This window comes from Dyadobacter alkalitolerans DSM 23607 (genome assembly GCF_000428845.1).
GTDB lineage: Bacteria > Bacteroidota > Bacteroidia > Cytophagales > Spirosomataceae > Dyadobacter > Dyadobacter alkalitolerans.
In genome coordinates this window covers 156,887-181,713 of sequence record NZ_AUAS01000009.1, presented here as the reverse complement: position 1 = coordinate 181,713, position 24,827 = coordinate 156,887, and the positions used below count along the sequence as shown (strand labels likewise).

Annotated in this window: 17 protein-coding genes and 1 pseudogene; 9 read left to right on the top strand and 9 right to left on the bottom strand. The window is 48.0% G+C overall.

Translation table 11 applies throughout. From position 1 onward, the window contains the following. From G395_RS0118780 to G395_RS0118770, 3 genes are all read right to left on the bottom strand, one after another. Nucleotides 1-1,017 carry an NAD-dependent epimerase/dehydratase family protein gene (locus tag G395_RS0118780; protein ID WP_026631471.1) on the bottom strand — a complete coding sequence of 339 codons (1,017 nt, stop codon included), beginning with the start codon at nucleotides 1,015-1,017 and terminating at the stop codon, nucleotides 1-3. Next, on the bottom strand, nucleotides 1,017-2,240 hold the full coding sequence (locus G395_RS0118775; RefSeq protein WP_229204224.1) for an Nramp family divalent metal transporter: 1,224 nt from the start codon (nucleotides 2,238-2,240) through the stop codon (nucleotides 1,017-1,019). Before G395_RS0118775 ends, G395_RS0118780 begins: the two co-directional genes overlap by 1 nt. A gap of 153 nt (nucleotides 2,241-2,393) precedes the next feature. After that, nucleotides 2,394-3,452 (bottom strand): LacI family DNA-binding transcriptional regulator, encoded by a 1,059-nt coding sequence (locus G395_RS0118770; protein ID WP_026631469.1) that lies wholly within the window; start codon nucleotides 3,450-3,452, stop codon nucleotides 2,394-2,396. 98 nt (nucleotides 3,453-3,550) lie between these two features. Between G395_RS0118770 and G395_RS0118765 the strand changes: the two genes are divergently transcribed. Next, nucleotides 3,551-3,910 (top strand): BlaI/MecI/CopY family transcriptional regulator, encoded by a 360-nt coding sequence (locus G395_RS0118765; RefSeq protein ID WP_026631468.1) that lies wholly within the window; start codon nucleotides 3,551-3,553, stop codon nucleotides 3,908-3,910. A 22-nt stretch (nucleotides 3,911-3,932) separates the two neighbouring features. Continuing rightward, nucleotides 3,933-5,879 carry a M56 family metallopeptidase gene (locus G395_RS0118760; protein WP_026631467.1) on the top strand — a complete coding sequence of 649 codons (1,947 nt, stop codon included), beginning with the start codon at nucleotides 3,933-3,935 and terminating at the stop codon, nucleotides 5,877-5,879. Here G395_RS0118760 and G395_RS33110 read toward each other — a convergent pair. Beyond that, a pseudogene (locus G395_RS33110) lies at nucleotides 5,880-6,877 on the bottom strand (Gfo/Idh/MocA family oxidoreductase); the annotation flags it as partial. A gap of 466 nt (nucleotides 6,878-7,343) precedes the next feature. Here G395_RS33110 and G395_RS0118750 point away from each other — a divergent pair. From G395_RS0118750 to G395_RS32915, 3 genes are all read left to right on the top strand, one after another. Next, nucleotides 7,344-9,068: a tetratricopeptide repeat protein gene (locus G395_RS0118750; protein ID WP_026631466.1), complete on the top strand. Its 1,725-nt coding sequence runs from the start codon at nucleotides 7,344-7,346 to the stop codon at nucleotides 9,066-9,068. A 278-nt stretch (nucleotides 9,069-9,346) separates the two neighbouring features. Further along, nucleotides 9,347-9,526 (top strand): hypothetical protein, encoded by a 180-nt coding sequence (locus G395_RS0118745; RefSeq protein WP_026631465.1) that lies wholly within the window; start codon nucleotides 9,347-9,349, stop codon nucleotides 9,524-9,526. Then, nucleotides 9,492-10,049: a DUF6169 family protein gene (locus G395_RS32915; protein WP_026631464.1), complete on the top strand. Its 558-nt coding sequence runs from the start codon at nucleotides 9,492-9,494 to the stop codon at nucleotides 10,047-10,049. The genes G395_RS0118745 and G395_RS32915 overlap by 35 nt, the downstream gene beginning before the upstream one ends. A 30-nt stretch (nucleotides 10,050-10,079) precedes the next feature. On the opposite strand, the gene G395_RS0118735 is transcribed toward G395_RS32915, so the two are convergent. The 5 genes from G395_RS0118735 to nirB all read right to left on the bottom strand — a co-directional run bounded on the left by G395_RS0118735 (nucleotide 10,080) and on the right by nirB (nucleotide 17,317). Further along, nucleotides 10,080-11,447 carry a glycoside hydrolase family 140 protein gene (locus G395_RS0118735; protein WP_026631463.1) on the bottom strand — a complete coding sequence of 456 codons (1,368 nt, stop codon included), beginning with the start codon at nucleotides 11,445-11,447 and terminating at the stop codon, nucleotides 10,080-10,082. Between the two features lie 56 nt (nucleotides 11,448-11,503). Then, nucleotides 11,504-12,172 carry a response regulator gene (locus G395_RS0118730; protein ID WP_026631462.1) on the bottom strand — a complete coding sequence of 223 codons (669 nt, stop codon included), beginning with the start codon at nucleotides 12,170-12,172 and terminating at the stop codon, nucleotides 11,504-11,506. 25 nt (nucleotides 12,173-12,197) lie between these two features. Further along, nucleotides 12,198-13,628 (bottom strand): ATP-binding protein, encoded by a 1,431-nt coding sequence (locus G395_RS0118725; RefSeq protein ID WP_026631461.1) that lies wholly within the window; start codon nucleotides 13,626-13,628, stop codon nucleotides 12,198-12,200. A gap of 4 nt (nucleotides 13,629-13,632) precedes the next feature. Beyond that, a complete protein-coding gene (gene nirD / locus G395_RS0118720) occupies nucleotides 13,633-13,980 on the bottom strand; it encodes a nitrite reductase small subunit NirD (RefSeq protein WP_026631460.1) in 348 nt (115 codons plus the stop codon). Nucleotides 13,981-14,800: 820 nt separating this feature from the next. Beyond that, nucleotides 14,801-17,317: a nitrite reductase large subunit NirB gene (nirB, locus tag G395_RS0118710; protein ID WP_026631458.1), complete on the bottom strand. Its 2,517-nt coding sequence runs from the start codon at nucleotides 17,315-17,317 to the stop codon at nucleotides 14,801-14,803. Between the two features lie 277 nt (nucleotides 17,318-17,594). Here nirB and cobA point away from each other — a divergent pair, with 277 nt between their 5' ends. From cobA to G395_RS0118690, 4 genes are all read left to right on the top strand, one after another. Then, on the top strand, nucleotides 17,595-18,353 hold the full coding sequence (gene cobA, locus G395_RS0118705) for a uroporphyrinogen-III C-methyltransferase (protein ID WP_026631457.1): 759 nt from the start codon (nucleotides 17,595-17,597) through the stop codon (nucleotides 18,351-18,353). A gap of 32 nt (nucleotides 18,354-18,385) precedes the next feature. Further along, nucleotides 18,386-19,741 (top strand): alginate export family protein, encoded by a 1,356-nt coding sequence (locus tag G395_RS0118700; protein ID WP_026631456.1) that lies wholly within the window; start codon nucleotides 18,386-18,388, stop codon nucleotides 19,739-19,741. 37 nt (nucleotides 19,742-19,778) lie between these two features. Continuing rightward, on the top strand, nucleotides 19,779-21,086 hold the full coding sequence (locus G395_RS0118695) for an MFS transporter (RefSeq protein ID WP_026631455.1): 1,308 nt from the start codon (nucleotides 19,779-19,781) through the stop codon (nucleotides 21,084-21,086). Nucleotides 21,087-21,301: 215 nt separating this feature from the next. Further along, entirely contained in the window at nucleotides 21,302-24,823 is a 3,522-nt protein-coding gene (locus tag G395_RS0118690; RefSeq protein WP_026631454.1) for a nitrate reductase, read from the top strand. The last annotated feature ends 4 nt before the right edge of the window (nucleotides 24,824-24,827 follow it).

Here is a 24,827-nt window from a genome sequence, read left to right as displayed (position 1 = left end):
TTAAAATTGTCCCTTTCGCTCCTGGAAGTGAGTGGGTTTATTGATCGTCTTACCGCCTTCCTGCAACCACTGGGCAGTGATCCCGATCATTTGCTTCAATGTTGTGCGCGGATAGCCGAACAACCGGAAAGACTCAGCCGCATTGCTTAATAATGCCGTGAGCTGCTCCTCATTCACAAACTGCGGTTCGGTATTGAATATACGTCCGAATTCCGCGGCCAGCCAGCGAAGTGAGACCGTTTCGGGCCCGGTAATGTTCAGTATCTTCGATGGCGACTCGCAATGCAGCAGCGAACGAATAGCCATTTCATTGGCATCGCCCTGCCAGATTACATTCACGTGGCCTGTCCGCAGATCCACCGGCTTACCCGCCAGAACCGATTTTGCCACTTCCAGTAACACGCCGTATTTGAAATCAATGGCATAATTGAGCCTGTAAATCAGGATCGGCGTTCCATGAACAGATGAAAAATATTGAAATAACCGCTCCCTACCGAGGCACGACTGGCCATATTCACCCACCGGATCAGCGCGCATTTCCTCCGTAGCACCACCGGATGCGACCGTCGTGAACGGATACACGTTTCCGGTTGAATAGACGACGATTTTTGAATTCTTAAACTTCTCCGCAACCCGTCCTGGCAGATACGTATTCATTGCCCAGGTGTAAGGTTCGTTATTAGAAGTGCCGAACTTGGTCCCGGCCAGATAAAGCACGTTTTCCACTTCCGGCAGCGCCTGCAACTCAGCATCATTCAAGATGTTAGCAGCTATGGTTTCAATACCTGCCGCATTCAGCTCTTCGGTCAACCCTTCTTCACTAAACCTGGAAACGCCGATCACACGCATGTCCAAGCCCGCTCGTTCGATAGCCTGTTTTGCAAGTTTCGCAATGCTTGGCCCAATCTTGCCACCAGCCCCTAGGATCAGGATATCGCCTTTTATTTGTTTGATATCTTCAATTAAAGCGTCCGATGGGCTCAGCCATTTTTCTTCCAGAAGTTCGAAACCAGTCATTATTTAAATAGCGGATTGTTGAAAAATAATTCTTTACTGTTAATGATCGCAAGAGAGAAAATGATGACCAGCCCCACGCCCGCAACCACTTTCACGAGCGGACTATTGACCTTGTCGCCCATCAGCTCTTTGTCATTACCGACCATATAGAGTGCTGTTCCAATAAAGGGAACGATGAAGATGGTAACGCTTTGTGCAAATACAATCAGCTCCAACGGCAGCTTGCCAAATTTAACAGCGATTGCCGCACCGACAACCATCACCAAGGCAACCAGGTAACGCACTGATTTAGAGCTAAAATTACTCCCTACTCCCAATGCATCGCCCAACAATGTGCCGCCAACAGATGCATTGCCGATTAACGATGAAAATGCTGCACCAAACAGGCCCACGAGGAAAAGCGTGGATGCGTTGTTACCAAAAAGCGGTTCCAGTGCCTTGGCCATATCCGTTGCAGAATTTACCTTAATGCCTTTCGGCTGCAAGATGGCTGCCGCGCAAATAATAACGATCGCGCACATGACACCGAGCACGATGATTCCCGTCGTACTGTCAGTTTTGCCATTCCTTACCTCCGGCTTCACCCGGATGCGCTCCTGAATGAGGTAACATTGATATAATGCTCCTACAATGGAAAAGCAGGAAGCCACAAAAGCAATGATCAATCCTTGTGAACCTGCCGGGATGACCGGTGTGGTAAAGCCCTTGAAAATTTCGGAAGCATCAGGTTTTGCGTAAAAAAATGTGGTAATAAAGGAGAACAACATGACGAGAATCAGGAATATCATCGTCTTTTCGAGCACAGAATAAAAGCTTCTGAAAAAGAGCAGACCGATCCCTACCACGTTAAAGAGGATGATCCAGGGAACAGGCGAAGTATGATAGAGCTCTCCTACCGAAATGCCTACACCAATGGAATTGCCGGCCTGAAACGATGTGCTCACCAAAAAAACACCGATCCCCATGGCTATGGAAGCGGGCCTGCCCCATTTATGTTTCACCGACGCCAGCAGCGATTGGTTCGTGGCAAGGCCGATCCGAGTTGCCATCGCCGTAAACACAGCCATGAAAAGGATAGCAGCAATCACGATCCAAAGGAGTGAATAACCGTAAACCGCCCCTAGTTTGGAAGTAATGGTAAGCTTGCTGGGCCCGAAAACCAATGCCGCGGTGATCATTCCCGGCCCTAACGAGCGAAGCCATTTAAAAATAGAATCTTTCAAAATGTGAATGTTTAAAGGGTCCGGGAATTTCGTTTCGATGTATAATGAACATGTTACGGGCACGTGCCCGTAAATATAGAAAAGAAAAATCTAACAATAATAGCGGACGAAATAATAAAGTTATGAAACAATACTAAGCCAGTCTAGTGAAGTTCAATTTTGATAAAACTCATAATTTTCTTTTGTCACAATGTCAATAGGCATATAGCTCAGCTTGGACACGTTTGCATTCATGACTAGCGTTTGGTACAGCGTCATAATGCCCCGGTATGCCTGGTCTTCCGGGCGGTGGCAGATCAGGAAATCGATGACATTGCTTTCGAGATATTTCACATTGTCCTTTACAAAATCATAGCCGATCAGCGACACCTCGGTGCGGTGGCTGTTTTTAAGAAAAGAGGCCACGGTATGCACACGTGAATTCGTCACAAACGCAGCGCCGATATCCTTGTTGAGATGAAAAACATAGGTTAAATGCCGCGCAACAGATTGGTAATCCGTTTCACGGATGTCAATGCGGACGATCTCATTGGGATTCTGATTGTCGGAGAAATAGGCGCGGAAACCCTCTTCAATGGTCTCGTAATTGAAGTTGTCGATTTCCTTTGAAATGTTGATGATCAGCACTTTCTTTTCCGGTTGCAGTCTGTAAGTGAGCAACTTCGCTCCTACGTAACCACTTTTATAAAGATGCGGGCCAATGTAGGATAGGCTTTTCAGATCCGGAATGTCCGAATCAATGAAGACAAACGGGATTTTTCTATCGGCACATTCTTTTGCAAATTCTTTAGTTTCTGCAATAAATGAGGGCGCTATTAAAATGCCGTGAACATCCAGCGCAAGAATTTCACGCGCTTTTTGAACATAGGAATCTTTATTATTAAGGTCAAAGAAAAACGTAAGTGTCTGAATGCCATATTGCCTGATTTCAGCTTCTGCCCTCCGCACGCCATTCAATGGTGCCTCCCAAAAATCAGTTTCCTCGGAAACTTCAGGGACGAGAATGGCCAATGTAATGATCTTCTTGGAAGCGAGCCTGCTGGCCAGAATGTTAGGCTGATAATCAAGCTCCTTAATGATGTCATTGATCCGCTTTTTGGTCTTTTCCGAAACCCCCGTCCGGTTATGCAGCACACGGTCCACCGTGGCCGTGGACACATTAGCCCTTCGCGCAATCTCCCGCACGCCAAACAAAGTATTCTCTTTTTCCATCAACGGATCAGGTTTGTATATCGGGGTAAATATAAAAAATCAAAAAAGACTTTGATTTCTCTACGATAAATTCGTAGGTTTACGAAAACTTCGTAGATATGGAAAAACTAACACAACAGGAAGAAGACGCCATGCAGGCGATCTGGAAAACGGGCGAAGGAAGTGTCAAGACGTTCATGGCCGCACTTACCGGTGCCGTGCCGCCATACACAACGCTGGCCTCAACTGTCAAAAACCTCGAAAAGAAAGGTTATGTACAAAGTCGCCTCATCGGAAACGCGTATCTATACGCGCCTGCAATCACGGAAGAAGCTTATAAGCAAAAGTTTATGGGGAATGTGGTAAAGGATTATTTCGAAGATTCCTACAAAGAACTGGTCAGCTTTTTCGTGCAAAAAAATAAGATCTCAACGGACGAACTGAAAGAGATCATTGGATTAATTGAGGGTAAAAAATAGTCGGTTTTAAACAAACTACGCAATGACCGAATTGCCTGATTATCTCATCAAACTGTCTGTCGGACTGGCAGTTGCATACATCTTCTATTATGCCGTTTTGCGCAGGCATACTTTCTACAATTGGAACCGCTGGTATTTGCTGCTGTATTCCATGGCCGCCTTTCTGGTTCCTTTTGTAGAAATAAGCACATTCATTCCTGAGCAGCGTTTGGCGGAATACCATTTCATTAACCAGGTGCCGCAACTCAGTCATTTGGTTCAAAATGTCCCCATAGCCAATGCATTGCCGGACGCCGTGCCGCAAGACCCAGTCAACTGGCTGCTGATTTTCTTTGTGACGGGCATTATCTGCATGACAGGCCGGTTTTGCCTGCATATTTATTTTTACATCCGTATTAAACGAAAAGCCCGTCTTATTTCCGAAGACGATGTTTCACTTTATCACGTCGACCGTGAGATTGCCCCTTTTTCCTTCGGTAATGCCATTTTTATTAATCCATCAATGCATTCGGAAGATGAGCTGGAAAAAATCATCCTGCACGAATATGTGCATGTGCGCCAAAAACACACTTTCGACAACATTTGGGCAGAAATTCTTTGCATACTTAACTGGTATAACCCATTTGCCTGGCTGATCCGTTACGCTATCCGGCAAAACCTCGAATACATTGCGGACGATCAGGTTTTACAACATCATGTGAATGCCAAACAATATCAATATCTGCTGCTGAAAGTCACTGGCGTCCCGGAATACAGGATCACGAACCAGTTTAACTTTGCGTCGCTGAAACAACGCATCATTATGATGAATAAAGCTCGGACGCCCAAGATCCACCTGGTCCGGTTCCTCTTCTTAGTGCCGCTGCTAACCATCCTGCTAGTCGCCTTCCGCCCCGACATTGAACCACTTCAACGTTGGACGGGTAATCGGATCGTTTCAAAACATCAAAATAAGTTTTACACGCTTGAGAAATCAGCACATACTAAAATCAAGGAAAGCCTCGGCTATTGTGCCGGATTTTTAATGGATGCACGCACGCAACAGCCGCTGGCCGATTTTCCCCTTAATCTGATCATTGATGAAAAGGTGGTCAATACCATTTATACGGACAATGATGGCTATTACTTTTCGAAAATAGAGCTGGATTCGACCCATAAAGATTTCGTTCTCTTTTCCATACAATCGGCGTATCCCGAGTATGCCGATTTTACAAACACGGCCATTTCGTCGCAATACAGCCTGGGTTATGGCCGTCTGGCTGTGAACTTTGTGAGGTCAAAACGGGACTCAACCATGAGAAATATCCATTATTCGCCGCAGGACAAGCTTTACCCGAAAGATGCTGATTACAAAGTGGTTAAGAAGGACGTTAAAACCTATTTGTCGGAATTACTTACTGGGTATACGCGCGATACGCAACTGCGATCTGATTTTAGAAAATTTCACCCTTTTCCAAAAAATGTACTGACCAAATTCCGGAACGGATATTTTGACAGAAGGAAAGAACTGGTTGGTTATGAAGGCATTACTGAGCTCTATCTGGATGGGAAACGAGCAACGCATACCGATATTAATGAGGCGTTCCGCTCGTCACCCTATATGCCGGACGACACAAAGATGAGCCGTGAGTGGGGACGTGACGGCATATATTCCAAAATCTCCTACATTACTTACGAACTCTACAAAGATGCCCCACCAAGCTGGCTGATGTGGAGCAATGCAGAAGTGGCCGATCCTGCTGAGTTTGATCTGGCTTATTTGAACCAGGATGCTTATTTCCTGGATGGATTCAGGCAAGTGGCGGGCATTGGGAGTAACTTAAAGCCGCTGAAAAGCGAGATCCGGAAAGTGGTTTTGTTCAAAGGCAGGCTCGCCCGCTATTATGATCCTAAACTCGAAAGAATGTGGTGGATAGAGACCAGACCGGAAAACGAAGTGTTTGGCCGGCCTGATCTTGCTAAACAATAATTATCCCAACTCTGGCTCAGGTCCGTGCAAGGCAGCATTGGTCTGGCTTGAATTGATTTTCACAGGCTTGCCTTCACGCGCAGACTTGTAAATGGCTTCCATAATAATATGGTCCTGCAAACCCTCCTCACCGGGTGTGAATGGCTTTTTGTTGTTGATCACACAATCGGAGAAGTGATCCATTTCTGTTGCGAATTGGTTCACTTCCGCCATACCAATGTTCTGGTGCAGTTCTAGTCGGCCGTCGGCTTTGGCGCTGGTAAGATCCTGGCCTTTGTAAGCGTACGCTTTGTCCATATTCAGCCAGCCTTTCTCACAAAGGACGCGGTAGCGGCGGCTTTCGTGTACATTATAATGTGTGGTACAATTCGCTATAATGCCATTGGAAAAGCGCATCTGCCATGATACAAATCCCTCAACCTCAGTGAATAGCGGGTTACCCGGGGTGCTGTACTGATATGCAAAAACCTCGGTTGGTTCTTCTCCCAGAATAAACCGGGTCGTGTTGAGCAGTATAGGCCGATGTCCGGGAGAACGCCGCCACCGGCGAGTTTCAGTTTGTGTCGCCAGTGATCCGGGTTTGCGGTGCTCTGGCAATTGGATGCTTCAACCACTTTAACAGGCCCAAATTCCTTGTTCTGTAAAATTTCCCTCAATTTGCGGTTATGCGGCTGATATTGAATACGATATGCGACCATCAGTTTCACATTAGCTTTATTACAGGCAGCAATCATTTCCTTGCATTCTTCTGCACTGTTGGCCATGGGTTTTTCGCACAAAATATGCTTTCCTGCCTTAGCGCCACGCACCACATATTCCTTATTCAAGCCGTTTGGTAAAACAATATAAATGACGTCAACCTCCTTGTTATCTTTCAGCTGATCATACGTTTCATAACTGTAGCAGCTCTCCGTTTTGACTCCGTATTGGGCAGCGACCTTTTTCATTTTTTCGGGACTTCCACTCACAAGTGCAGCCAGTTTCGATTTTTTGTACATTCCTACCGCTGGTAGAATCTCTTCCAGAGACAAGTGCCCCAATCCAACAACGGCATAACCCACGCGCTGATCAGGCGGAAGCGGCGTTGGCGTAGGTGCGCTTTGCTGGTCATATTCCGACTTCCATTTCTCCAATACGATCGGATCTTCCGGTTTGGCAGGCACGCGAGCTGGCGGCGAAGTGGCTTTAAGCGGCGCTTGTGCAAAAGCGTCTTTTGAGCTTTGGATTGCCAATCCGCTCATGGCGCCGATGGCCGCATATCTGCCAGTTAATGTTAAAAAACCCTTGCGCGAAATCGGCGGCTGGGCTGGTAATGGCTCTCTCATTTTCAGTTTGTTGATTGTTTTTCACAAGCCTGATGAAGGCATTATCATACCGCATAGCCACAAAATGCCTGCCAGATTACCGAAAACGAAATAATCGCTTTATATTTAAATGATCCGTCCGGCACATTTGCTAATTGAAATGAAAAATCTCTTCCTCTCCTTTTTCTTGCTTCCCGTCATTGTAATGACCGCTTTGATACTGCGGTTCAATGCATTTGATGTTTTTAAAACCGAACTTCCAGAGCAAACCAACATTGCCGTATGCGGCGCTGTTAGCAGTTCTGAGGTGCGGGCAGCTTCCAACGGAAAGTTCATTTCAGCCATGCCTGGGTGGGGCAAATATTCATATCCGATCTCGGCCAAGAATGATAGTGTCCAGTTCTATTTCGATCAGGGGCTGACCATGTATTATAGTTACCATATGAAGGAATCGCTGGCATCTTTCCAGGAGGCAGCCCGGCTCGACCCTACGTGTGCGATGGCTTACTGGGGACAAGCACTGGCGATGGGGCCTTATTATAATGCTGCGCATTTGTATAAAAAACCACAGAACATTCCGGCGGTTTTAAAGCAAATGAATCAGTTTGCAGCCAATACAACAAGGAAAGAACAGGGGCTGATCGCCGTCATGAACCAGCGCTATTCAGCGGATGCGTCTGATGCCGACAGAAAAGCCCTTAACATTGCCTATGCGGAAAAAACACGCGGATTAATATCTCAATTTCCGAAGGATCAGGACATCAAAATGCTTTTCGTGGACGCGGTAATGCTCATACACGCGTGGGATTTCTGGAATAATGATGGCACACCCAAAGCCTGGACCAACGAGGTGATTGCGCTGAGTGAACAGGTTTTGCAGGAAAACCCCGATCATCCGGCAGCATTGCATTACCACATTCATTTAACAGAAGCTTCGCGGCACCCCGAAGTGGCGCTTCCCAATGCGGATAAGTTAAGGGATCAGCTTCCAGGCGTTGCACATATGGTGCATATGTCGAGTCACGAATACGAGCGAAATGGTTATTTTCTGAAAGGCGTGGATGTCAATGATCGTGCGGATGCAGCCTTGCTTCAATATGATTCCCTTGCCAAAAACCTCAATCTCGTAAAACACAGTCCGCATTATTTTGCTGTGCAAACCTATTGCGCCATGAGCGCCGGCTTGTACAAAACGGGCATGCATGCGGCAAACAGGTTAAGGAAATCGGTGTTGCCGACATACGAAAGTCCGTATGATCAATATCTTTTCATGCTCCCTGAACTGACATTGGTAAGGCTTGGAAAATGGGATGAAATCCTGAAAGACACCACCAAACTGGATCCTAAATGGACATACGCTGGTCTGCTCCGCAACTTCGCAAGAGGAATGGCCCTTGTAAATACCGGCGCTGCCGACAAGGCAAAATCAGAATTAAGGTCACTTTTGGAAAAATCAAAAGATCCGATCCTGACCAAAAGACGCATTCCCTTTAACGCATTTACACCCATCGCAAACATTGCCGGAGAAATCCTGACTGCCGCCATTGCATTTGAAAATAAAAATTATGACGAAACGATCGCCAGCCTCAACAAGGCAATCGGAATTGAAGATGGCCTCATCTACACGGAGCCCAACGATTGGCCAATTCCAGCGCGGCAGTTTTTAGGTGCTTATTTATTAAAAATGAACAAACCAGCCGTTGCCGAGAAAATTTACAGAGAAGATCTGATCTGGAATCCCGGAAACGGCTGGTCTGCCATTGGTTTATCCCAAAGCCTCGCAGCGCAAAAGAAAACGAAGGATCTGGCGAAAATCGAGAGCGGTTACAAGCGATCATTTTCCGCCGCCGAAGGACTGCCGACCGGCTCTGTGTTCCTGCGCTGATTTTCACGACGAAAGTCCAGCTGCCATGTGGTGCATATTCCGTTGAGCGCTCCCCTACCGGCTGCACCGCTGATTGCGCAATGTCCTCCGCAGCTGACCCAGTGCACCTGGCTTTCGATGTGCGGTTAAAATATTGAAAAGTGTCTGAAAGTTTCCTTTGTGCCGCTTATTCATTGAACCTCACCGTTGGGACAATGGCCTTGTTATATTTTGTTTTAAACAATTTTTTGGGTAAAATTTGTTACTAAATCATCATTACTCATCTTAAATAATATGCAATGAGACAGTCAGCTGGGAAGAAAGTGGTAGAAGTTGCTGATGGAATGCAGAAGGCGGGTAAGTCGAGCCTTTTTCAAAAAATGCTTGACGACCAACGAGCCATCTCAGACTATTTTCAGGGAAAGGTAACGATTGAAGAAATACATGCGCGAGGAATTAAATTGGTTAAACCCTTATAAGATTGTCAGACAGAGTCCGGAACGATATTCATTCGTTACCAAATGCAACATAGTTTACATTGCATACTTTACAAATTCCAAAGGATACTTCAACGCACATCCCGAATTCAACGACGATATATTAGGCTTCACATTTCAACCCACGGGTGAAAAGCGTGAAGCTTTATATTTGGGAGTCAGTGTATCCAAAATATTATCTCAAAGCCATGACAAAAGAATCATGGAAACTGTTTTAGCGATTCTAGTTGAGTTTTTTTACAAGAATCCGAACAAATCTATTGTTATCATTTGCGAGTCTGCCGACAACCTGGCTAAATGCAGAAACAGACTGTTTGATCAATGGTATCGAAAAATAAGCAGACTGTCTGGCAATCAAATCAAGAAATACAACCTGAACATTACGGAAGAAGGTTATGCTTCGCTATTAGTGCACTGCAAAAATCAATTTCATAATAACCTAAGGGACGCATTCTTTGACATTCCAAACAGGCTAGCCGAAAAAGATCCTCCTGCTAGCCACTAAAACTGATATAGTGCAGCTATTTTGGCAAACTCACGGCATTTTATAATTTTTAGAAGCATCATCTAGAACAAGAATCCAATCCTGCCCGTAACCCGAAGTCGGCGGCGTGTATTGCTTTACCGCCTTGGCGTCCACTTTTCCAATGTCTTTGGTTTTGCCGTTCCGCGGATCGAACCAGAACGCATTGAACTGACTGCCAGAGATTTTGCCGGGATTTACGGAAAATGATTTTCCTGTTGATGTATAAATGAAAATGAAGTCGGTGCCGCGCGTGGCCTGGATTCTTTCGTAGGAAGCCAAATCATTTTCAACTACAATAGATTGATCCGGAACACGATCCAGGATGGGGCGTGATTCCATGAGCTTGCGAACAAATTGCATTTCTTTCGCGCCTGGCAAGTCCATCGCCTGCTGCCAGTAAATGTGCGGGCCGTTTACTGCTTCGCGGTTCGGTGCATACATTTGCCAAATGTCGTGGCAGCCATATGTATGGCCGAAAGCGCCTGAAAAAAGATCCAGATACGCGGCTTTTCTTACGTCATAAGCATTGGAAGTGCCTAGCTCGGTGGCATTGAAACAAACGGGATGATCTTCGTAAATCGGCTCTGCGTCCAGCACGGGTTTGGAAGGCTTGCGGTCGTATGCTCTTTTTATGTTTTCATAAACGGCTGCATCCCGACAATGTCCGTTCTGGAACATATTGAAATCCAACCATTGATCATCATGAAACCATTCGCCCGATCCTTCTTTATTAGGTTGCGGATGAAAGGTCATCATCGCATTATCATTCCCTCGTACGCCCGCAACAACACCAGCCGCCATCGCCCGCCAAACGCCTACATCATCCACGTCTTTCCTAGGCGTGCGGTCGCCGCCCAGAACCCAGATGATGTTTTTGCGATTTTTATAGCGATTACCCAGCCATTTGCCATAAGCCTCAGCATTGGTTTTATTGAACACTTCCGGCCCTTTCCCCCAGGTTGATTTGAAAACTTTGTCGCCCCAGGTTGGTAAAAATGCTATGGTCAAACCCAGCTCTTCCGCTTTGTGGATGATAAAGTCAACATGCTTGAAATAGGCCTCATTGGGCTTGGTAGGATCATTATCGATCAATGGTTTATCGCCATAAGTGTTCGGCACATTCAATCCGTCGAACTCGGCCAGCGCAACCGCCTGGATGACTGTAAACCCTTGTCCGGCACGCTTTTGCAGATAATAAGTCGCATCCTCACGGTCGAGGCGGTGAAAGAGTTCCCATGCCGTATCGCCCATCCAGAAAAACGGCTTGCCGTCTTTTAATAAATAACGCTGGTTGGGGCTTACCGTAAACGACTGCGCCACAGCGCTAAAACCAGAAATAGTAAGCAAAAGGGCGTAACAAAGGCTGCGAAAGCTCATGGATAGTTGAAACATTTTACATTTATAATGATACAAATGTAAATAAAGGAAGCAAACTAATTCCCTCGCAAAGCCAGACTAATCAACTCCGCGGTGTTTTTCACATTCGCCTTCTTCATAATGCTCGCGCGCTGGTTCGCAACGGTGTTGGAACTGATGTCGAATTTTTCCGCAATGTCTTTGCTGCTCATGCCTTCGGTGAGGCATTTCAGGATCTGTTGCTCGCGGGGCGTGATCATTTTCCAGATCGACTTATCGTTGTCTGCTTCAAGCTCGACTTTGGGCTCCGGATTTCTGGCGATCTGTTTCAGTAAATTTTTGATGATCACCGACGAAGCATAGGGAGGAAAGTAGAGCTCACCTGTGGCAATGCTGCGGATCGCTTTGAGCATTTCGTCACGGCTGGTATCTTTTTGCAAATACCCCGCCGCGCCGCTGGTAGCTGCCGAGATCATGTAATCCGAATTGTTGTGCATGCTAAAAACCAGGATCCGGACATTGGAAAACGCAGGCGCGATCTGCTTAATGACTTCAATGCCTGACATTTTCGGCATGGTCAGGTCGAGCAAAATCACATCCGGGCTAACCTGTTCGATCATATCCCAAACCTCATCCCCGTCCGCCGCTTCACCCGCAATCAGCAGGTCCTCCTCGTCTTCAAGCAGGGTTATAATGCCTTGTCTTACAACTGAATGGTCGTCAACGACCAAAATCCGGATGGGCATGCAGGTGTGTTTTTGGATTAATAATTTAAAGATCCACCCGCACGATGAGCTGTGTTCCGCTGTCGACTTCGGAGACGATCTCCATTTCGCCGTTCAGCAGCTGGGTTCGGGTTCGGATATTTTCCATGCCATTTCGGGTCAGGAAAATGCCGCCTTCTGATTTCAAATTACTAATTAAAAATCCTTTTCCGTCATCCGCGATTTCCAAAATAATCCGATTCTTATTTTGTTCCAATTTAATCTTGATCTTATCCGCATTGGCATGCTTAACCGCATTATTTAACGCCTCCTGCGCGATCCGATAGAGCCCTATTTCAGTCGGACGGCCCATTTCAACACGCTTTTGCGCATCGCCATCAAACTCTATTTGGATCCCCGAGAGCTCGGCCGTTTGCTCGCAGAGCAAACGCAATGCGGCACTTAACCCAAAATCACTCAATATGGAAGGCATCAAATTGAACGAAATCTGCCGCGTGGTCTGGATAATGTCCTGGATCAATGTCACCAGCTGTTCGAAACGCGTTTGGTTTTTCTCGTCATGAAACTGGACGGATTTCAGCTTTTCGGCGTGCAGTTTCAGGCCGGTGAGCATTTGGCCGATGCCGTCGTGCAGTTCCAGCGCAAAACGCTTTCGTTCCTCCTCCTGCCCTTCGATCAAAGCGCTTGCGCGAATGCGGTCTTCGGCCAGTTGCAGCTCGTATTTTTCCTCTTCTACACGGAGCAATTCGTTCTGCGCTTCCAGGAGCTGGTGATTCGCTTCTTTCAATTTTTGGTTCGAAAGCTGCAATGCATTTTCTGACTCCGTCAGCATTCGCACGACTCGCCTGGTGGTGTTCACAACCGGCCTAAAAATCAGCAAACCTTCCGCAAACAGCACGAGAATGGTCATAATGTCCAAGATCCATTCAATGCGTTCGAGGTTTTCGAGTCTTTGAAAACTCTCTTTATCAAACTGAAAAACGATCTTATCCATTTTGGCAAGAAATAAGGGTTCCTTGTCCAGAATGAGGTTCAATGCCTCAGCTTTTGCCGGCGCGGCTACTTTTGAACCATTAACCAATGAAAAATTGGTATAAATGCTGTCAAAAACAGGCGTCAGATCCAGAAACATGGAGTCCAGCGCAGCGCTTTTCCAGGTTACCAGGCCATTTTCGACAGGCAATCTCTTATTGGCGAGATTCTCGTGACTTTCTTTCCAAATCGTTAAAAGGGAATCGAACCGAGCAGAGTCGCTGTGCTTCATCTGCCCGACATTCAAGATCGCAAGTTTGGTTAGCCGCTGGCTCAGCATCCGCTGCCTTCCGGCTACATTCACCATGCGGCTGTCATGGTTCAGGTTATTGATAGTCCTTCTGATCAAAAACAAACCGCTGATTGTCAGCATCGCCACCACGCATAATGCGACAATGTAAAACCGTGTCAGACTGCTTGCTACGCTCTTATCGAGTCTCTCCATTCGCTCATATTCCGATGTAAACGAGGTTTTCTTTCACCATCACCGGAAAGGTATTAATTTTATAGGAATCATCATTGAGGCACTGCCCGCTTTGCAACGAAAAGGTTTTTTTGTGAAAAGGGCAAGCCACTTTCGGCTCCCCCTCATGGCTTCCGATCATCCCCCGCGACACGGCCATCTGCTGGCGGTGCGGACATTGATTATCCGTTGCATACCATTCACCACGACGGGCAAAGTTAAAAATCGCGATCTGTTTCCCATCAATCAGCGCGCACCCGCCGCCATCTTCTGGAATGTCATTGACGTGGCAGGCAATGTGCCAGGTTACTTTCGTTTGTGTTGTTGTTTCCATTGGGGTTGTATGTTAGCGTTGTGATCCCCGGGCTGAAGCCCAGGTAAATTATGTGCTGCCGGTGACCCGGCTGGGCATTTCTCTTGTAATCTATCTTCCCTGGGCTGAAGCCCGGGGCTGGGGATTGACCGCCGCGATGCGGCTCACTAGCAAGATGCCAAGCCGGGTCACCGGCGATCCATACCCTCGCCAGGGATTTCAATCCCTGGAAAAGAAAGCCAGAATTAGCCAGAGCTTTGTTTCATTTTTTATTCTCTTTATTCTCTTTGGATTCCTGAGCTGAAGCCCGGGCAAAGGATTGGCCGCCGCGATGCGGCTCACTAGCCAGATGCTCAGCCGGGTCACCGGCGATCCATACCCTCGCCAGGGATTTCAATCCCTGGAAAAGAAAGTCAGAATTAGTCAGAGCTTTGTTTTATTTTTATTCTCTCTATTCTCTTTCTTTTTGGATTCCCGGGCTGAAGCCCGGGGCAAAGGATTGGCCGCCGCGATGCGGCTCACTAGCCAGATGCTCAGCCGGGTCACCGGCGATCCATACCCTCGCCAGGGATTTCAATCCCTGGAAAAGAAAGTCAGAATTAGTCAGAGCTTTATTTTATTTTTATTCTCTCTATTCTCTTTCTATTTGGATCCCCGGGCTGAAGCCCGGGGCAAGGAATTGGCCGCCGCGATGCGGCTCACTAGCCAGATGCTGAGCCGGGTCACCGGCTACCCATACCCTCGCCAGGGATTTCAATCCCTGGAAAAGAAAGCCAGAATTAGCTATTATTTTATTTTCAGCCAGCTATCTGATTTGGCCCAGCTCTCTGATCCCAGCCAGCTAAGCCCATTCTTTGGCCCGTTTCTGGTCTCTCATGGTTTCAAAAGCAATCGAAGGATCTTTCACAGGTGCATTCACAAAGTGCGAGAAGCGTTTTCTCAGCTCCGGATTTTGCACCACTTCCTTCCACTCGCATTGATACAGGTCGATGAGCTTCTGCATATCCGATTCCAGTTCCGCCGCGATGCCCAGAACATCATCCACCACCACCGCTTTGAGGTAAGACATGCCGCCTTCCATCTTGTTCAGCCAGGTTGCAGTGCGCGTGAGCGGGTCGGCGGTTTTGATGTAGAGCATTAAAAATCTGTCAATCAGCTTCAAACAAGTTTCCTTATCCACATCCGTCGCGAGCAGTTGCGCGTGCTGCGGCTTGGAGCCTCCGTTGCCGCAGACGTATAAATTCCAGCCTTTCTCAGTGGCGATGATGCCGAAATCCTTACTCTGCGCCTCCGCACATTCCCGCACACAACCCGAAACCGCCGATTTCAGCTTATGCGGCGAACGCAAACCTTTGTAACGATCCTCCACTTCAATAGCAAATGTCACCGAATCCTGCACCCCAAACCGGCACCAGGTCGATCCCACGCAGCTTTTCACCGTTCGCAACGATTTGCCATAAGCATGGCCGCTTTCAAATCCAGCTTCGATGAGCTGCTCCCAGATATCCGGCAGATCATTCAAATGCGCCCCGAACAAATCAATCCGCTGTCCGCCCGTAATTTTTGTATACAAATTATATTGCTGCGCCACCTGGCCGATAATGATCAGCTTTTCAGGCGTGATCTCTCCGCCCGGAATTCGCGGCACGACAGAGTAAGTGCCTCCTTTTTGAATGTTGGCCAAGTAACGGTCATTTGAATCCTGGATCGTAGCGCGGTCTTTTTGCAAGATATTTTCATTCCAAAGGCTGGCTAACAGAGAGGCCACAAGCGGCTTACAAACTTCACATCCATCTCCTTTTCCAAACTCATCCAGCACCGCGCCGTACGTTTTAGCCCCATTCATTTTGACCAGATCCAGCAATTCCTGCCGCGAGTAATCGAAATGCTCGCACACTACATTGCGGACGTAAATGCCATTCTGCTTCATCACGCCTGAAATGATGTCTTTTACCATCGGCACGCAGCCACCGCATCCCGTTCCGGCTTTGCAGGATTTTTTTAAAGCGTCCATCGTATGGTTGCCTTTTTCGCTCACTTCCTGGCAAATCATGCCCTTGGTAACCGCCTCGCAGGAGCAGATCAGCGCGTCGTCGGGGAAGCCCATTACGCCTGCACCTACCTCCTCGCCCCCGCGCGAGCCCAAGATCAGATCTTCGGAATCTGGTGGCAGAATGGTCTTGCTTTTACACGTTTGCAAAAGCATATTATATTGTTCGGCATCGCCGACGAGGATGCCGCCAAGCAAGGTTTTACCGTCCGGACTCACATTAATGCGCTTGTAAATGCCTTTCGCTTTGTTCTCGTAACGAATGGTTTTACAAGCCGGCTCTTCAATAAACGGGTCACCAAAACTCGCCACGTCCGTCCCGATCAGCTTCAATTTGGTAGACATATCATAGGGCAAAAACTCCTTTTCACCGCCCAAAAGCAATGTTGCCACTACTTCGGCCATTTCATAACCCGGTGCAATGAGCCCGTAAATCATATGGTGCGCCAATGCACATTCGCCTATCGCAAAAATGTTCGGATCAGAAGTTTGCAGCTGGTTGTTTACGACGATGCCGCCTCTCGGATGCGTTTCCAATCCCGCAATCTTGGCCAGCTCATCACGCGGCCGGATGCCCGCAGAAATGACCAGCATATCCACATCGAGCAGCGTGTTATCATTGAACTGCATGCCTTCTATGCAATCACCGCCCACAATTTCCTGCGTGCTTTTGGCCAAATGAATCTGTAATCCCAATGATTCAAGCTGGTTTTGCAGAATGCGCGAACCGGCGTCGTCGATCTGCCGGGGCATCAACCGCGATGCGAATTCCACCACGTGCGCTTCCTCTAGACCCAAATCCAGCAATGCTTTCGCCGCTTCCAACCCCAGCAATCCGCCGCCGAGCACCGCGCCTTTTCTTGCCTTGCGTGCATACGACTGGATAAGTTCCAGATCTTCAATGGTCCGATACACAAACACCCCGTCTTTCTCCACACCCGGAATAGAAGGAACGAATGCGCCGGAGCCTGTGGCCATGATCAGATAGTCATAGTGTACTATATGCCCATGGTGTGATCTTACCAGCTTTTCCTCTCGGTCGATGTCCACCACCGGATCGGAAAGGAAGAGCCTGATCCCGTTGTCGGCATACCAATCTGCGCTTGCCAGGGTGAGATCGTCGGCAGTTTTGCCAGCGAAATATCCACTCAAATGCACGCGGTCGTACGCCACACGCGGTTCTTCACCAAAAACAGTGAGCGTGATCTGCTGATCACTTTTTTTTCTGGCGAGCAACTTTTCACAGAATTTGTAGCCTACCATACCATTGCCTATCACAACAATATGGGTGTTTGTTATTGCATTCATAGTAAATAGTAACTATTAATTTGTGAAAACATTATTATTATGTTGTATTATTTCAATATTTGAGCTTATTTTCTTCTCATTTAACAGAACAAACATAAATCGCATTTTATGCATTTCCTAATTTTATATTCGTATTTATAGCAAAAATGAAACATATTTATTGGCAAAAGCATTGTTTTATAAAATATTGATCCTAATTTTGAACCGACAAACGATATAGTTACAAAATACTATATATAGTACATTTCTAATATTCGCTCTATTATATATATAAGAGATGGAAGCAAGACTAACACTTGTAGGCGCCGGACCGGGCAACGGAGAACTGATCACATTGAAAGGGATCAGGGCGATCAAAGAAGCCGATGTGATTCTTTACGATGAGCTGGCCAATGTGGAGATCCTCGACTTTGCTCCTGCTCATGCATTGAAAATGTATGTGGGAAAAAAAGTAGGTAGCCCTTCGTTTTCTCAGCAAGAGATCAACGGCCTGATCGTGCGCCTCGCCCGCAAACGCGGACATGTCGTGCGGTTGAAAGGAGGCGACTCATTTGTATTCGGTCGCGGGCATGAGGAAATGGAATATGCGCGGGAACATGGCGTGGCCTGTGAAGTGGTGCCCGGCGTTTCGAGCTGCATTGCGGTTCCGGCTTCGATGGAAATTCCGGTGACGCGGCGTGGCGTGAGCGAGAGTTTTTGGATAATCACCGGCACTACGCAAAATGGCGAACTATCAGAAGATCTGCGCCTTGCAGCCCAATCCAAAGCGACGGTGATCGTGCTGATGGGACTAAGCAAGGTGAATGAAATATGTGCACTATACAAACACTTCGGGCGCGGACATTTGCCGATGGCGGTGATCCAGAACGGCACGCGCCCCGACGAAAAGAGCGTGATGGGACAGGTTTGGGAAATCCCGCGCCTTGTGAAAGAAAATAACATCGGCACGCCCGCCATCATGATCCTGGGCGACGTGGTGGCCTTGCATCCGTCCTACGCGATGGAATATCTGCAAAGCATGTATTTGGTTTCCTGAAATACCGGCTTACGCAACTAACCTTTCACTCCATGAAAACAAAGTTCTACTTCCTAATGCTCTTTGCAGGTTTATGCCTGCTCGGTTCGGCTGGTGCGCACGCACAGTTCAGCCTTTCAGGCCAGTTGCGGACGCGCTCGGAACTGCTGCACGGGCAAGGCTCGCCCCTGTCCAAAACAGATAATCCCGCGTTTTTTACTTCGCAAAGAACCCGGCTGAATGCAGGTTACAAAAGTTACAGAACCCAATTTTTCGTTGCCGTTCAGGATGTGCGTGTTTGGGGTCAGGATGCTTCTACCAACAATCGCATCACCAATCCGGCGCTGAATGGGCTAATGTTGCACGAAGCCTGGGGCGAAATCAGTTTGCTGGATACGAATCAGACCAAGCTGGGGAAAGAATTTGCATTGAAGATCGGACGGCAGGAATTGCTCTATGACGACAGCCGACTGCTGGGAAATCTGGATTGGCTACAACAAGCTCGCCGCCACGATGCAGCATTAATGAAATACGGATTCAATGGATTCACTGCGCACATCGGCGTTGCGTATAATCAAAACCGTGAGCTTCGTACAGGCACATTATATGATGGTGTTCCCAGTGGTTATGCGGCTGGAACGAATGGAATCGGTACGATGTACAAATCGATGCAGTTCGCTTATTTGGGTAAAAAGCTAAAACAGGGAAATGTCTCTTTCCTTATCCTGAAAGATGATTTTCAGAAATATGCATTGGATACGGCAGGTGTGAGAACGGTCAAGAACGGCACGAACAAACGCGTAACATTCGGTCCTTACCTGCAAACAAAACTCTGCAAGGCCTGGAATCTGACGGCCAGCGCGTATTACCAGGCCGGAAAAGACAAAGATGGCAAATCGCTGAATGCTTACATGTATTCGGTGCGCGGTTCATACGCTGCGAGTTCAATCTTTTCCATCGGTCCGGGCTTCGATTACACTTCCGGAACGACGAATGGCTCACGCAAAAACAGCACATTTGATCCGCTATACGGCACGCCGCACAAGTTTTGGGGGCAAATGGATTATTTCTATGCAGCCAATGGTTTCGGCAAAGGCGGACTGGCAGATTTTTACATCAACAGTGTAATCAAAGCTTCCGAAAAGCTGTCTATCGCCGTTGATTTGCACCAATTTTCGAGCGCAGCCAACATTCGCAATGCAAAAGACGAAAAGCTTTCGGCCAATTTCGGGGAGGAACTCGACATCATTGCCACTTATAATCTTACCAAAACCATCAGCTTCCAGGGCGGTTACTGCACATTCCTGCCCACCAGCAGTTTAGCGCAGGTGAAAGTCGTAAAAGATCCGCAGAAAATGGCCAACTGGGCTTATCTGATGATCAATATCAAACCTGAATTTTTGAAATAAGCATTTCCAAAAAACAACTATCCAAACTCCTATTACTATGGAAACGACCAACAAGCCGCTTGAAAAGTTGAATATTTTCAGTTTCAAAGGCGTACAAATGCGCACTTTCCACCTCACGTGGATGGCCTTTTTCCTTTGCTTTTTCGGCTGGTTCGGCCTCGCGCCGCTGATGACCGTCGTAAAGACGGATTTAGGCTTAACAAAAGGCCAGATCGGTAACATCATCATCGCATCCGTGGCCGCAACTGTCGTAGCCCGCATTGCCATTGGAAAGTTGTGCGACACCTGGGGACCGCGCAAAACGTACGCCGCATTGATGGGCATCTGCTCTATTCCGGTCATGACAGTTGGCCTGGTGCATTCCTATGAAGGTTTTCTGCTGTTCCGGCTGGCGATCGGCGTGATTGGCGCATCGTTTGTGATCACGCAATATCATACTTCGGTTATGTTTGATAAAAAAATCGTCGGGACGGCCAATGCGGTGGCGGGCGGCTGGGGAAACCTGGGCGGCGGCATTACAAACATGGTGATGCCATTGGTTTTCGCAGGTTTTGTAAGCATGGGCTACCTGCCCGAATCGGCTTGGAGAATCGCGATGGTGATCCCGGGCGTGCTGCTGTTCGTCTTTGCTTTCGTCTATTATCGTTTTACCAAAGACACGCCTGCCGGCAACTTCGAAGATTTGGAGATAACTAATCCCAAGGCCGTTAAGACCAAAGGAACATTGAAAATGGCCATGAAAGATCCAAGAACTTGGGCGCTTTTCCTGGCTTATGGAGCTTGTTTTGGCATAGAAATCACCTTTGACAATGTAGCTGCGCTTTACTTTTTTGAAAACTTCGAAACCTCACTGGCAACCGCCGGGATCCTGGCTGGAACATTCGGCTTCATGAACATTTTTGCAAGAGCAGTCGGTGGGATTGTGGCGGATAAAGTAGGAAATAAATACGGCATGATCGGGAAAGGAAAGCTGCTGGCGCTTTTGCTGGCCTGCGAAGGAATCGGCATCGCATTGTTTGCCCAAAGCGGCAGCATTGTAGCGGCGGTGGTTACGATGCTATGTTTCGCGATGTTTTTAAAAATGGCCAATGGCGTTACTTATGCGATTGTGCCTTTTATTAATCCAAAAGCAATCGGTTCGGTGAGTGGCATCGTGGGAGCGGGCGGCAATGTGGGTGCTGTTTTAGCAGGATTTTTATTCAAATCCAGCGACATCACTTACTCGCAAGCCTTCATGTATATCGGTGTGGCAATCGCCTGCATTGCAGCCGTGGTGGCGCTCATCAATTTTGATAAAACGAGAAGCGTTGTGACAGAGGGCGCGCTTGAACCTGTCGAGGCATAAGCAAAACTTTAAGGCAAATCACAAAAGCCCTAAATCCCTAAAGGGACTTTGCATATTTCTTGTGCGCGGCATCATTACAGAAAGCCCCCTTCAGGGGGTTGGGGGCCAAATTGCGAGACGCTAAAATCCCAGCCACTGTGTATTAAGATATCAAAACAGAATTTCGCTCTTGGGTATTCTCAATCACTGTTTATTCGACTATTTGTCTTCGACCTATGAAAACATTCAAATCAACTTGCTGTTACTGCGGCGTGGGCTGCGGGGTTGTGGTTACGAAAGAGGGGAACGGGCAACTGAGCTTGGAGGGCGATAAGGAGCATCCGTCGAACAAGGGCATGCTGTGTTCTAAGGGCATGAACCTGCATTACACGGTGATGGACCAGTCGGACCGGCTGCTGTATCCACAAATGCGGCTTAACCGCTCGATGCCGATGCAGCGTGTGAGCTGGGACGATGCTTTAGAGCGGACTGCGGCGGTTTTCAAGACGTTAATTAAAAAATTCGGACCGGATTCGGTGGCGTTTTATGTGTCCGGGCAATGTCTTACGGAAGAATATTACCTGGTCAACAAGCTGATTAAGGGCTTCATAGGCTCGAATAACATTGACACCAACTCACGGCTTTGCATGAGCTCAGCCGTGGTGGGTTACAAGCTGGCACTGGGCGAGGACAGCGTGCCGGTTTGCTATGACGACATCGAGGCGGCCGATGTCATCTTTGTGACCGGCGCCAATCCAGCCTGGTGCCATCCCATTATCTGGCGCCGCGTAGAGGCGCATAAGGCGGCCAATCCTGATGTAAAAATCATCTGCGTCGATCCCCGCAAAACCGACACTTCCCGCTCCTCAGACCTGCACTTGCAGATCGCGCCGGGAACCGACATTGTACTTAACAATGCTATTGGAAGGATATTCATCGAGCAAAATTACATTGACGAGGCCTTCATAAACGAACATACGGACGGGTTTTCAGACTTCCGGGAAAAGGTCATGAAGCGCACCGTCGCCGAAGCCGCTGAACTTTGCGGAATTAATGCAGATGACATTTACACAGCTGCGGGATGGATTGGCCGGTCGAAAGGATTTTTGTCGTTCTGGACAATGGGGCTGAACCAGTCGGTGATTGGGGTAAATAAAAATCTGTCGCTCATTAACCTGCATCTGATCACTGGCAGAATTGGCAAACCCGGAAATGGTCCTTTTTCACTTACCGGTCAACCTAACGCGATGGGCGGACGCGAAACGGGCGGACTGGCCAACATTCTTCCGGGACACCGCGAAATTTTGAACGCCGAACATCGTGCCGAGATGGAGCAATTCTGGAATTCGCCGGTAAAAATCGCGAACAAGCCCGGCCTGACCGCCACAGAAATGTTCGAGGCGCTGGCGGACGATAAATTGAAGGCCATCTGGATCATTAACACGAACCCGCTGGTAAGCATGCCGGATATGAATGCTGCCGAAGCCGCGCTGAACAAGTCGCGGTTTGTGGTGGTGCAGGATGTCTCGAATCGCGCGGATACGGTGAAATTTGCGGATGTGGTGCTTCCCGCCGCTGCCTGGTTGGAAAAAGAGGGCACGATGACGAATGCAGAAAGGCGCATCACGCATTTACCCAAAGCCATCGACGCACCCGGCGAAGCCTTGCCGGATGCAGAAATCATCTGGCGTTTTGCCGCCAAAATGGGCTTCGGCGATGCATTTAATTACAAAAACACTTCGGAAGTCTACGACGAATACACAGCCTGCACCGCAGGAACGAACATTGACGTGACCGGCGTAAACTACCAGCTTATCAAAACCAACAGAAGCATTCAATGGCCACAAACAAAATCCCAAAACAACAACACTAACACACCAACAATCGGCACCAAAAGACTCTTCACCGACCACCAATTCCACACCAAAAACAAAAAAGCCCAAATCCACGCCGTCCCCGACGAAAACACCAGCGAACCCACCACGCCCAATTACCCGTTGGTTTTAACCAACGGCAGAATACGCGACCAATGGCATACTATGACCAAAACCGGCCGCGTAGCAAAACTAAATCAACACACCCCCCAACCCTTCCTGCAACTCCATCCCGAAGACGCAAAAAACCGAAACATTAAAGAAGGTCAATTAGCGGTAATTCAAAGCCGCCGAGGCGAAGTTCGGGTGAAAGTGAACATTACTGAAGACGTGCGGCCGGGACTTTGTTTTTTGCCAATGCATTGGGGCAAAATCCTGGGCAGCAACCTGGCTCGCGCGAATAACCTGACCAACAATCTGGTCGATCCAAAATCCAAAGAACCGGATTTCAAGTTTTCTGCCGTGCAGGTTTCTTTGTATAAAAAAGCTTTTGAAAAGATTATTATAATTGGCGCTGGCTCGGCAGGACTAGGTTTTATTAACTCCTATCGTGCCTTAAATCAGGAAGATGAGATCCACGTTTTTTCCAAAGAAATTTATCCATTCTACAACCGCGTGATGCTGCCCGATTACATAAGCGGTGTGCAGCATTGGGAACAGTTAGTGAAATTGCGCGAGGATCAGTTTGAGGAAAACAACATTATCGTCCACAAAGGCACTTCCATCGTTCACATTGACCGGAACAACAAAACCGTGGTCGATTCCAACGGCCACGAACACACTTACGACAAGCTGATCCTGGGCATGGGCAGCAAGGCTTTTATGCCCAAAGGCGTCCCCGACCTGCCGGGCATTTTCAATATGCGTTCGCGTCTGGATGCAGATTCATTGCTGCCATTTTTAAAACAACCTGAGCCGCACGCGGTGATCGTCGGAGGTGGGATTCTGGGCCTTGAACTTGCTGCGTCTTTTCGGGAAATGAATGTAAAAGTGAGCGTGATCCAGCGCAGCGGTCGTTTTATGGAACGCCAGCTCGATCCGCTGGCGAGCGAATTGCTGTATCAGGAATTAGCCGAGCGCGGCATTGACATTTACTTCAATGACGAGGTTGCCACATTCAGCGGGCAGGAAAAAGTGGATGGCATCCGCCTGAAATCGGGCCGCAAAATTGCTTGCGATGTGGTCGTTCTGGCGATCGGAACGGTGCCGGTGATCGCACTTGCGCAACAGGCCGGACTGGATTGCAAGCGCGGCGTGGTGGTGAATGATTATCTGCAAACTTCCGATCCGGACATTTACGCGGCGGGCGAAATCGCCGAATGGAACGGGCAAATGTGGGGCATTACGCTGGCGGCCGAGCAGCAGGCCGAGGTCATTGCCAAATACATGGCGGGCGACATTTCGCAGCCATACAAAGGCAGCACATCCATGAACATCCTGAAAATGGAAGGGCTACAGCTTTGCAGTATAGGCCTTACCGACGTCCCGAACAACGATCCGGCTTACGAACAGATCGTTTTTATAGACAAATCAAAGCGCTATTATAAGAAATGCATCGTCCACCGGGACAAGCTGGTAGGAGCCATTTTGATTGGGGATAAAAATGAGTTTTTGGAATACAGGGATCTTATATCCAATTCGATAGAACTTTCGGATAAGCGTCTGCAACTATTGCGGGCGAGCCAGAAAGTGGAGCCTTTGGAAGGAAAGCTGGTGTGCTCCTGCAACAATGTGGGCCAGGGAAATCTGGAACGCGCGATTGCGGGCGGATGCACTGATTTTCAGTCACTATGCCAGCGCACGGGCGCTGGAACGGGCTGCGGCTCATGCCGGCCGGAAGTAAGGAGTATTTTGGAAAAAGCAGCGGAAGCAACATTGGTTTAAGCTT

What these genes read in the sequence shown, in the direction of transcription:
- G395_RS0118770 (WP_026631469.1), bottom strand. Translation starts at nt 3,452, where the DNA reads ATGGAAAAAGAGAATACTTTGTTTGGCGTGCGGGAGATTGCGCGAAGG.
- G395_RS0118745 (WP_026631465.1), top strand. Translation starts at nt 9,347, where the DNA reads ATGAGACAGTCAGCTGGGAAGAAAGTGGTAGAAGTTGCTGATGGAATG.
- G395_RS32915 (WP_026631464.1), top strand. Translation starts at nt 9,492, where the DNA reads ATGCGCGAGGAATTAAATTGGTTAAACCCTTATAAGATTGTCAGACAG.
- G395_RS0118780 (WP_026631471.1), bottom strand. Translation starts at nt 1,017, where the DNA reads ATGACTGGTTTCGAACTTCTGGAAGAAAAATGGCTGAGCCCATCGGAC.
- G395_RS0118760 (WP_026631467.1), top strand. Translation starts at nt 3,933, where the DNA reads ATGACCGAATTGCCTGATTATCTCATCAAACTGTCTGTCGGACTGGCA.
- G395_RS0118695 (WP_026631455.1), top strand. Translation starts at nt 19,779, where the DNA reads ATGGAAACGACCAACAAGCCGCTTGAAAAGTTGAATATTTTCAGTTTC.
- nirD (WP_026631460.1), bottom strand. Translation starts at nt 13,980, where the DNA reads ATGGAAACAACAACACAAACGAAAGTAACCTGGCACATTGCCTGCCAC.
- G395_RS0118750 (WP_026631466.1), top strand. Translation starts at nt 7,344, where the DNA reads ATGAAAAATCTCTTCCTCTCCTTTTTCTTGCTTCCCGTCATTGTAATG.
- G395_RS0118725 (WP_026631461.1), bottom strand. Translation starts at nt 13,628, where the DNA reads ATGGAGAGACTCGATAAGAGCGTAGCAAGCAGTCTGACACGGTTTTAC.
- G395_RS0118730 (WP_026631462.1), bottom strand. Translation starts at nt 12,172, where the DNA reads ATGCCCATCCGGATTTTGGTCGTTGACGACCATTCAGTTGTAAGACAA.
- G395_RS0118735 (WP_026631463.1), bottom strand. Translation starts at nt 11,447, where the DNA reads ATGAGCTTTCGCAGCCTTTGTTACGCCCTTTTGCTTACTATTTCTGGT.
- G395_RS0118690 (WP_026631454.1), top strand. Translation starts at nt 21,302, where the DNA reads ATGAAAACATTCAAATCAACTTGCTGTTACTGCGGCGTGGGCTGCGGG.
- nirB (WP_026631458.1), bottom strand. Translation starts at nt 17,317, where the DNA reads ATGAATGCAATAACAAACACCCATATTGTTGTGATAGGCAATGGTATG.
- cobA (WP_026631457.1), top strand. Translation starts at nt 17,595, where the DNA reads ATGGAAGCAAGACTAACACTTGTAGGCGCCGGACCGGGCAACGGAGAA.
- G395_RS0118700 (WP_026631456.1), top strand. Translation starts at nt 18,386, where the DNA reads ATGAAAACAAAGTTCTACTTCCTAATGCTCTTTGCAGGTTTATGCCTG.
- G395_RS0118765 (WP_026631468.1), top strand. Translation starts at nt 3,551, where the DNA reads ATGGAAAAACTAACACAACAGGAAGAAGACGCCATGCAGGCGATCTGG.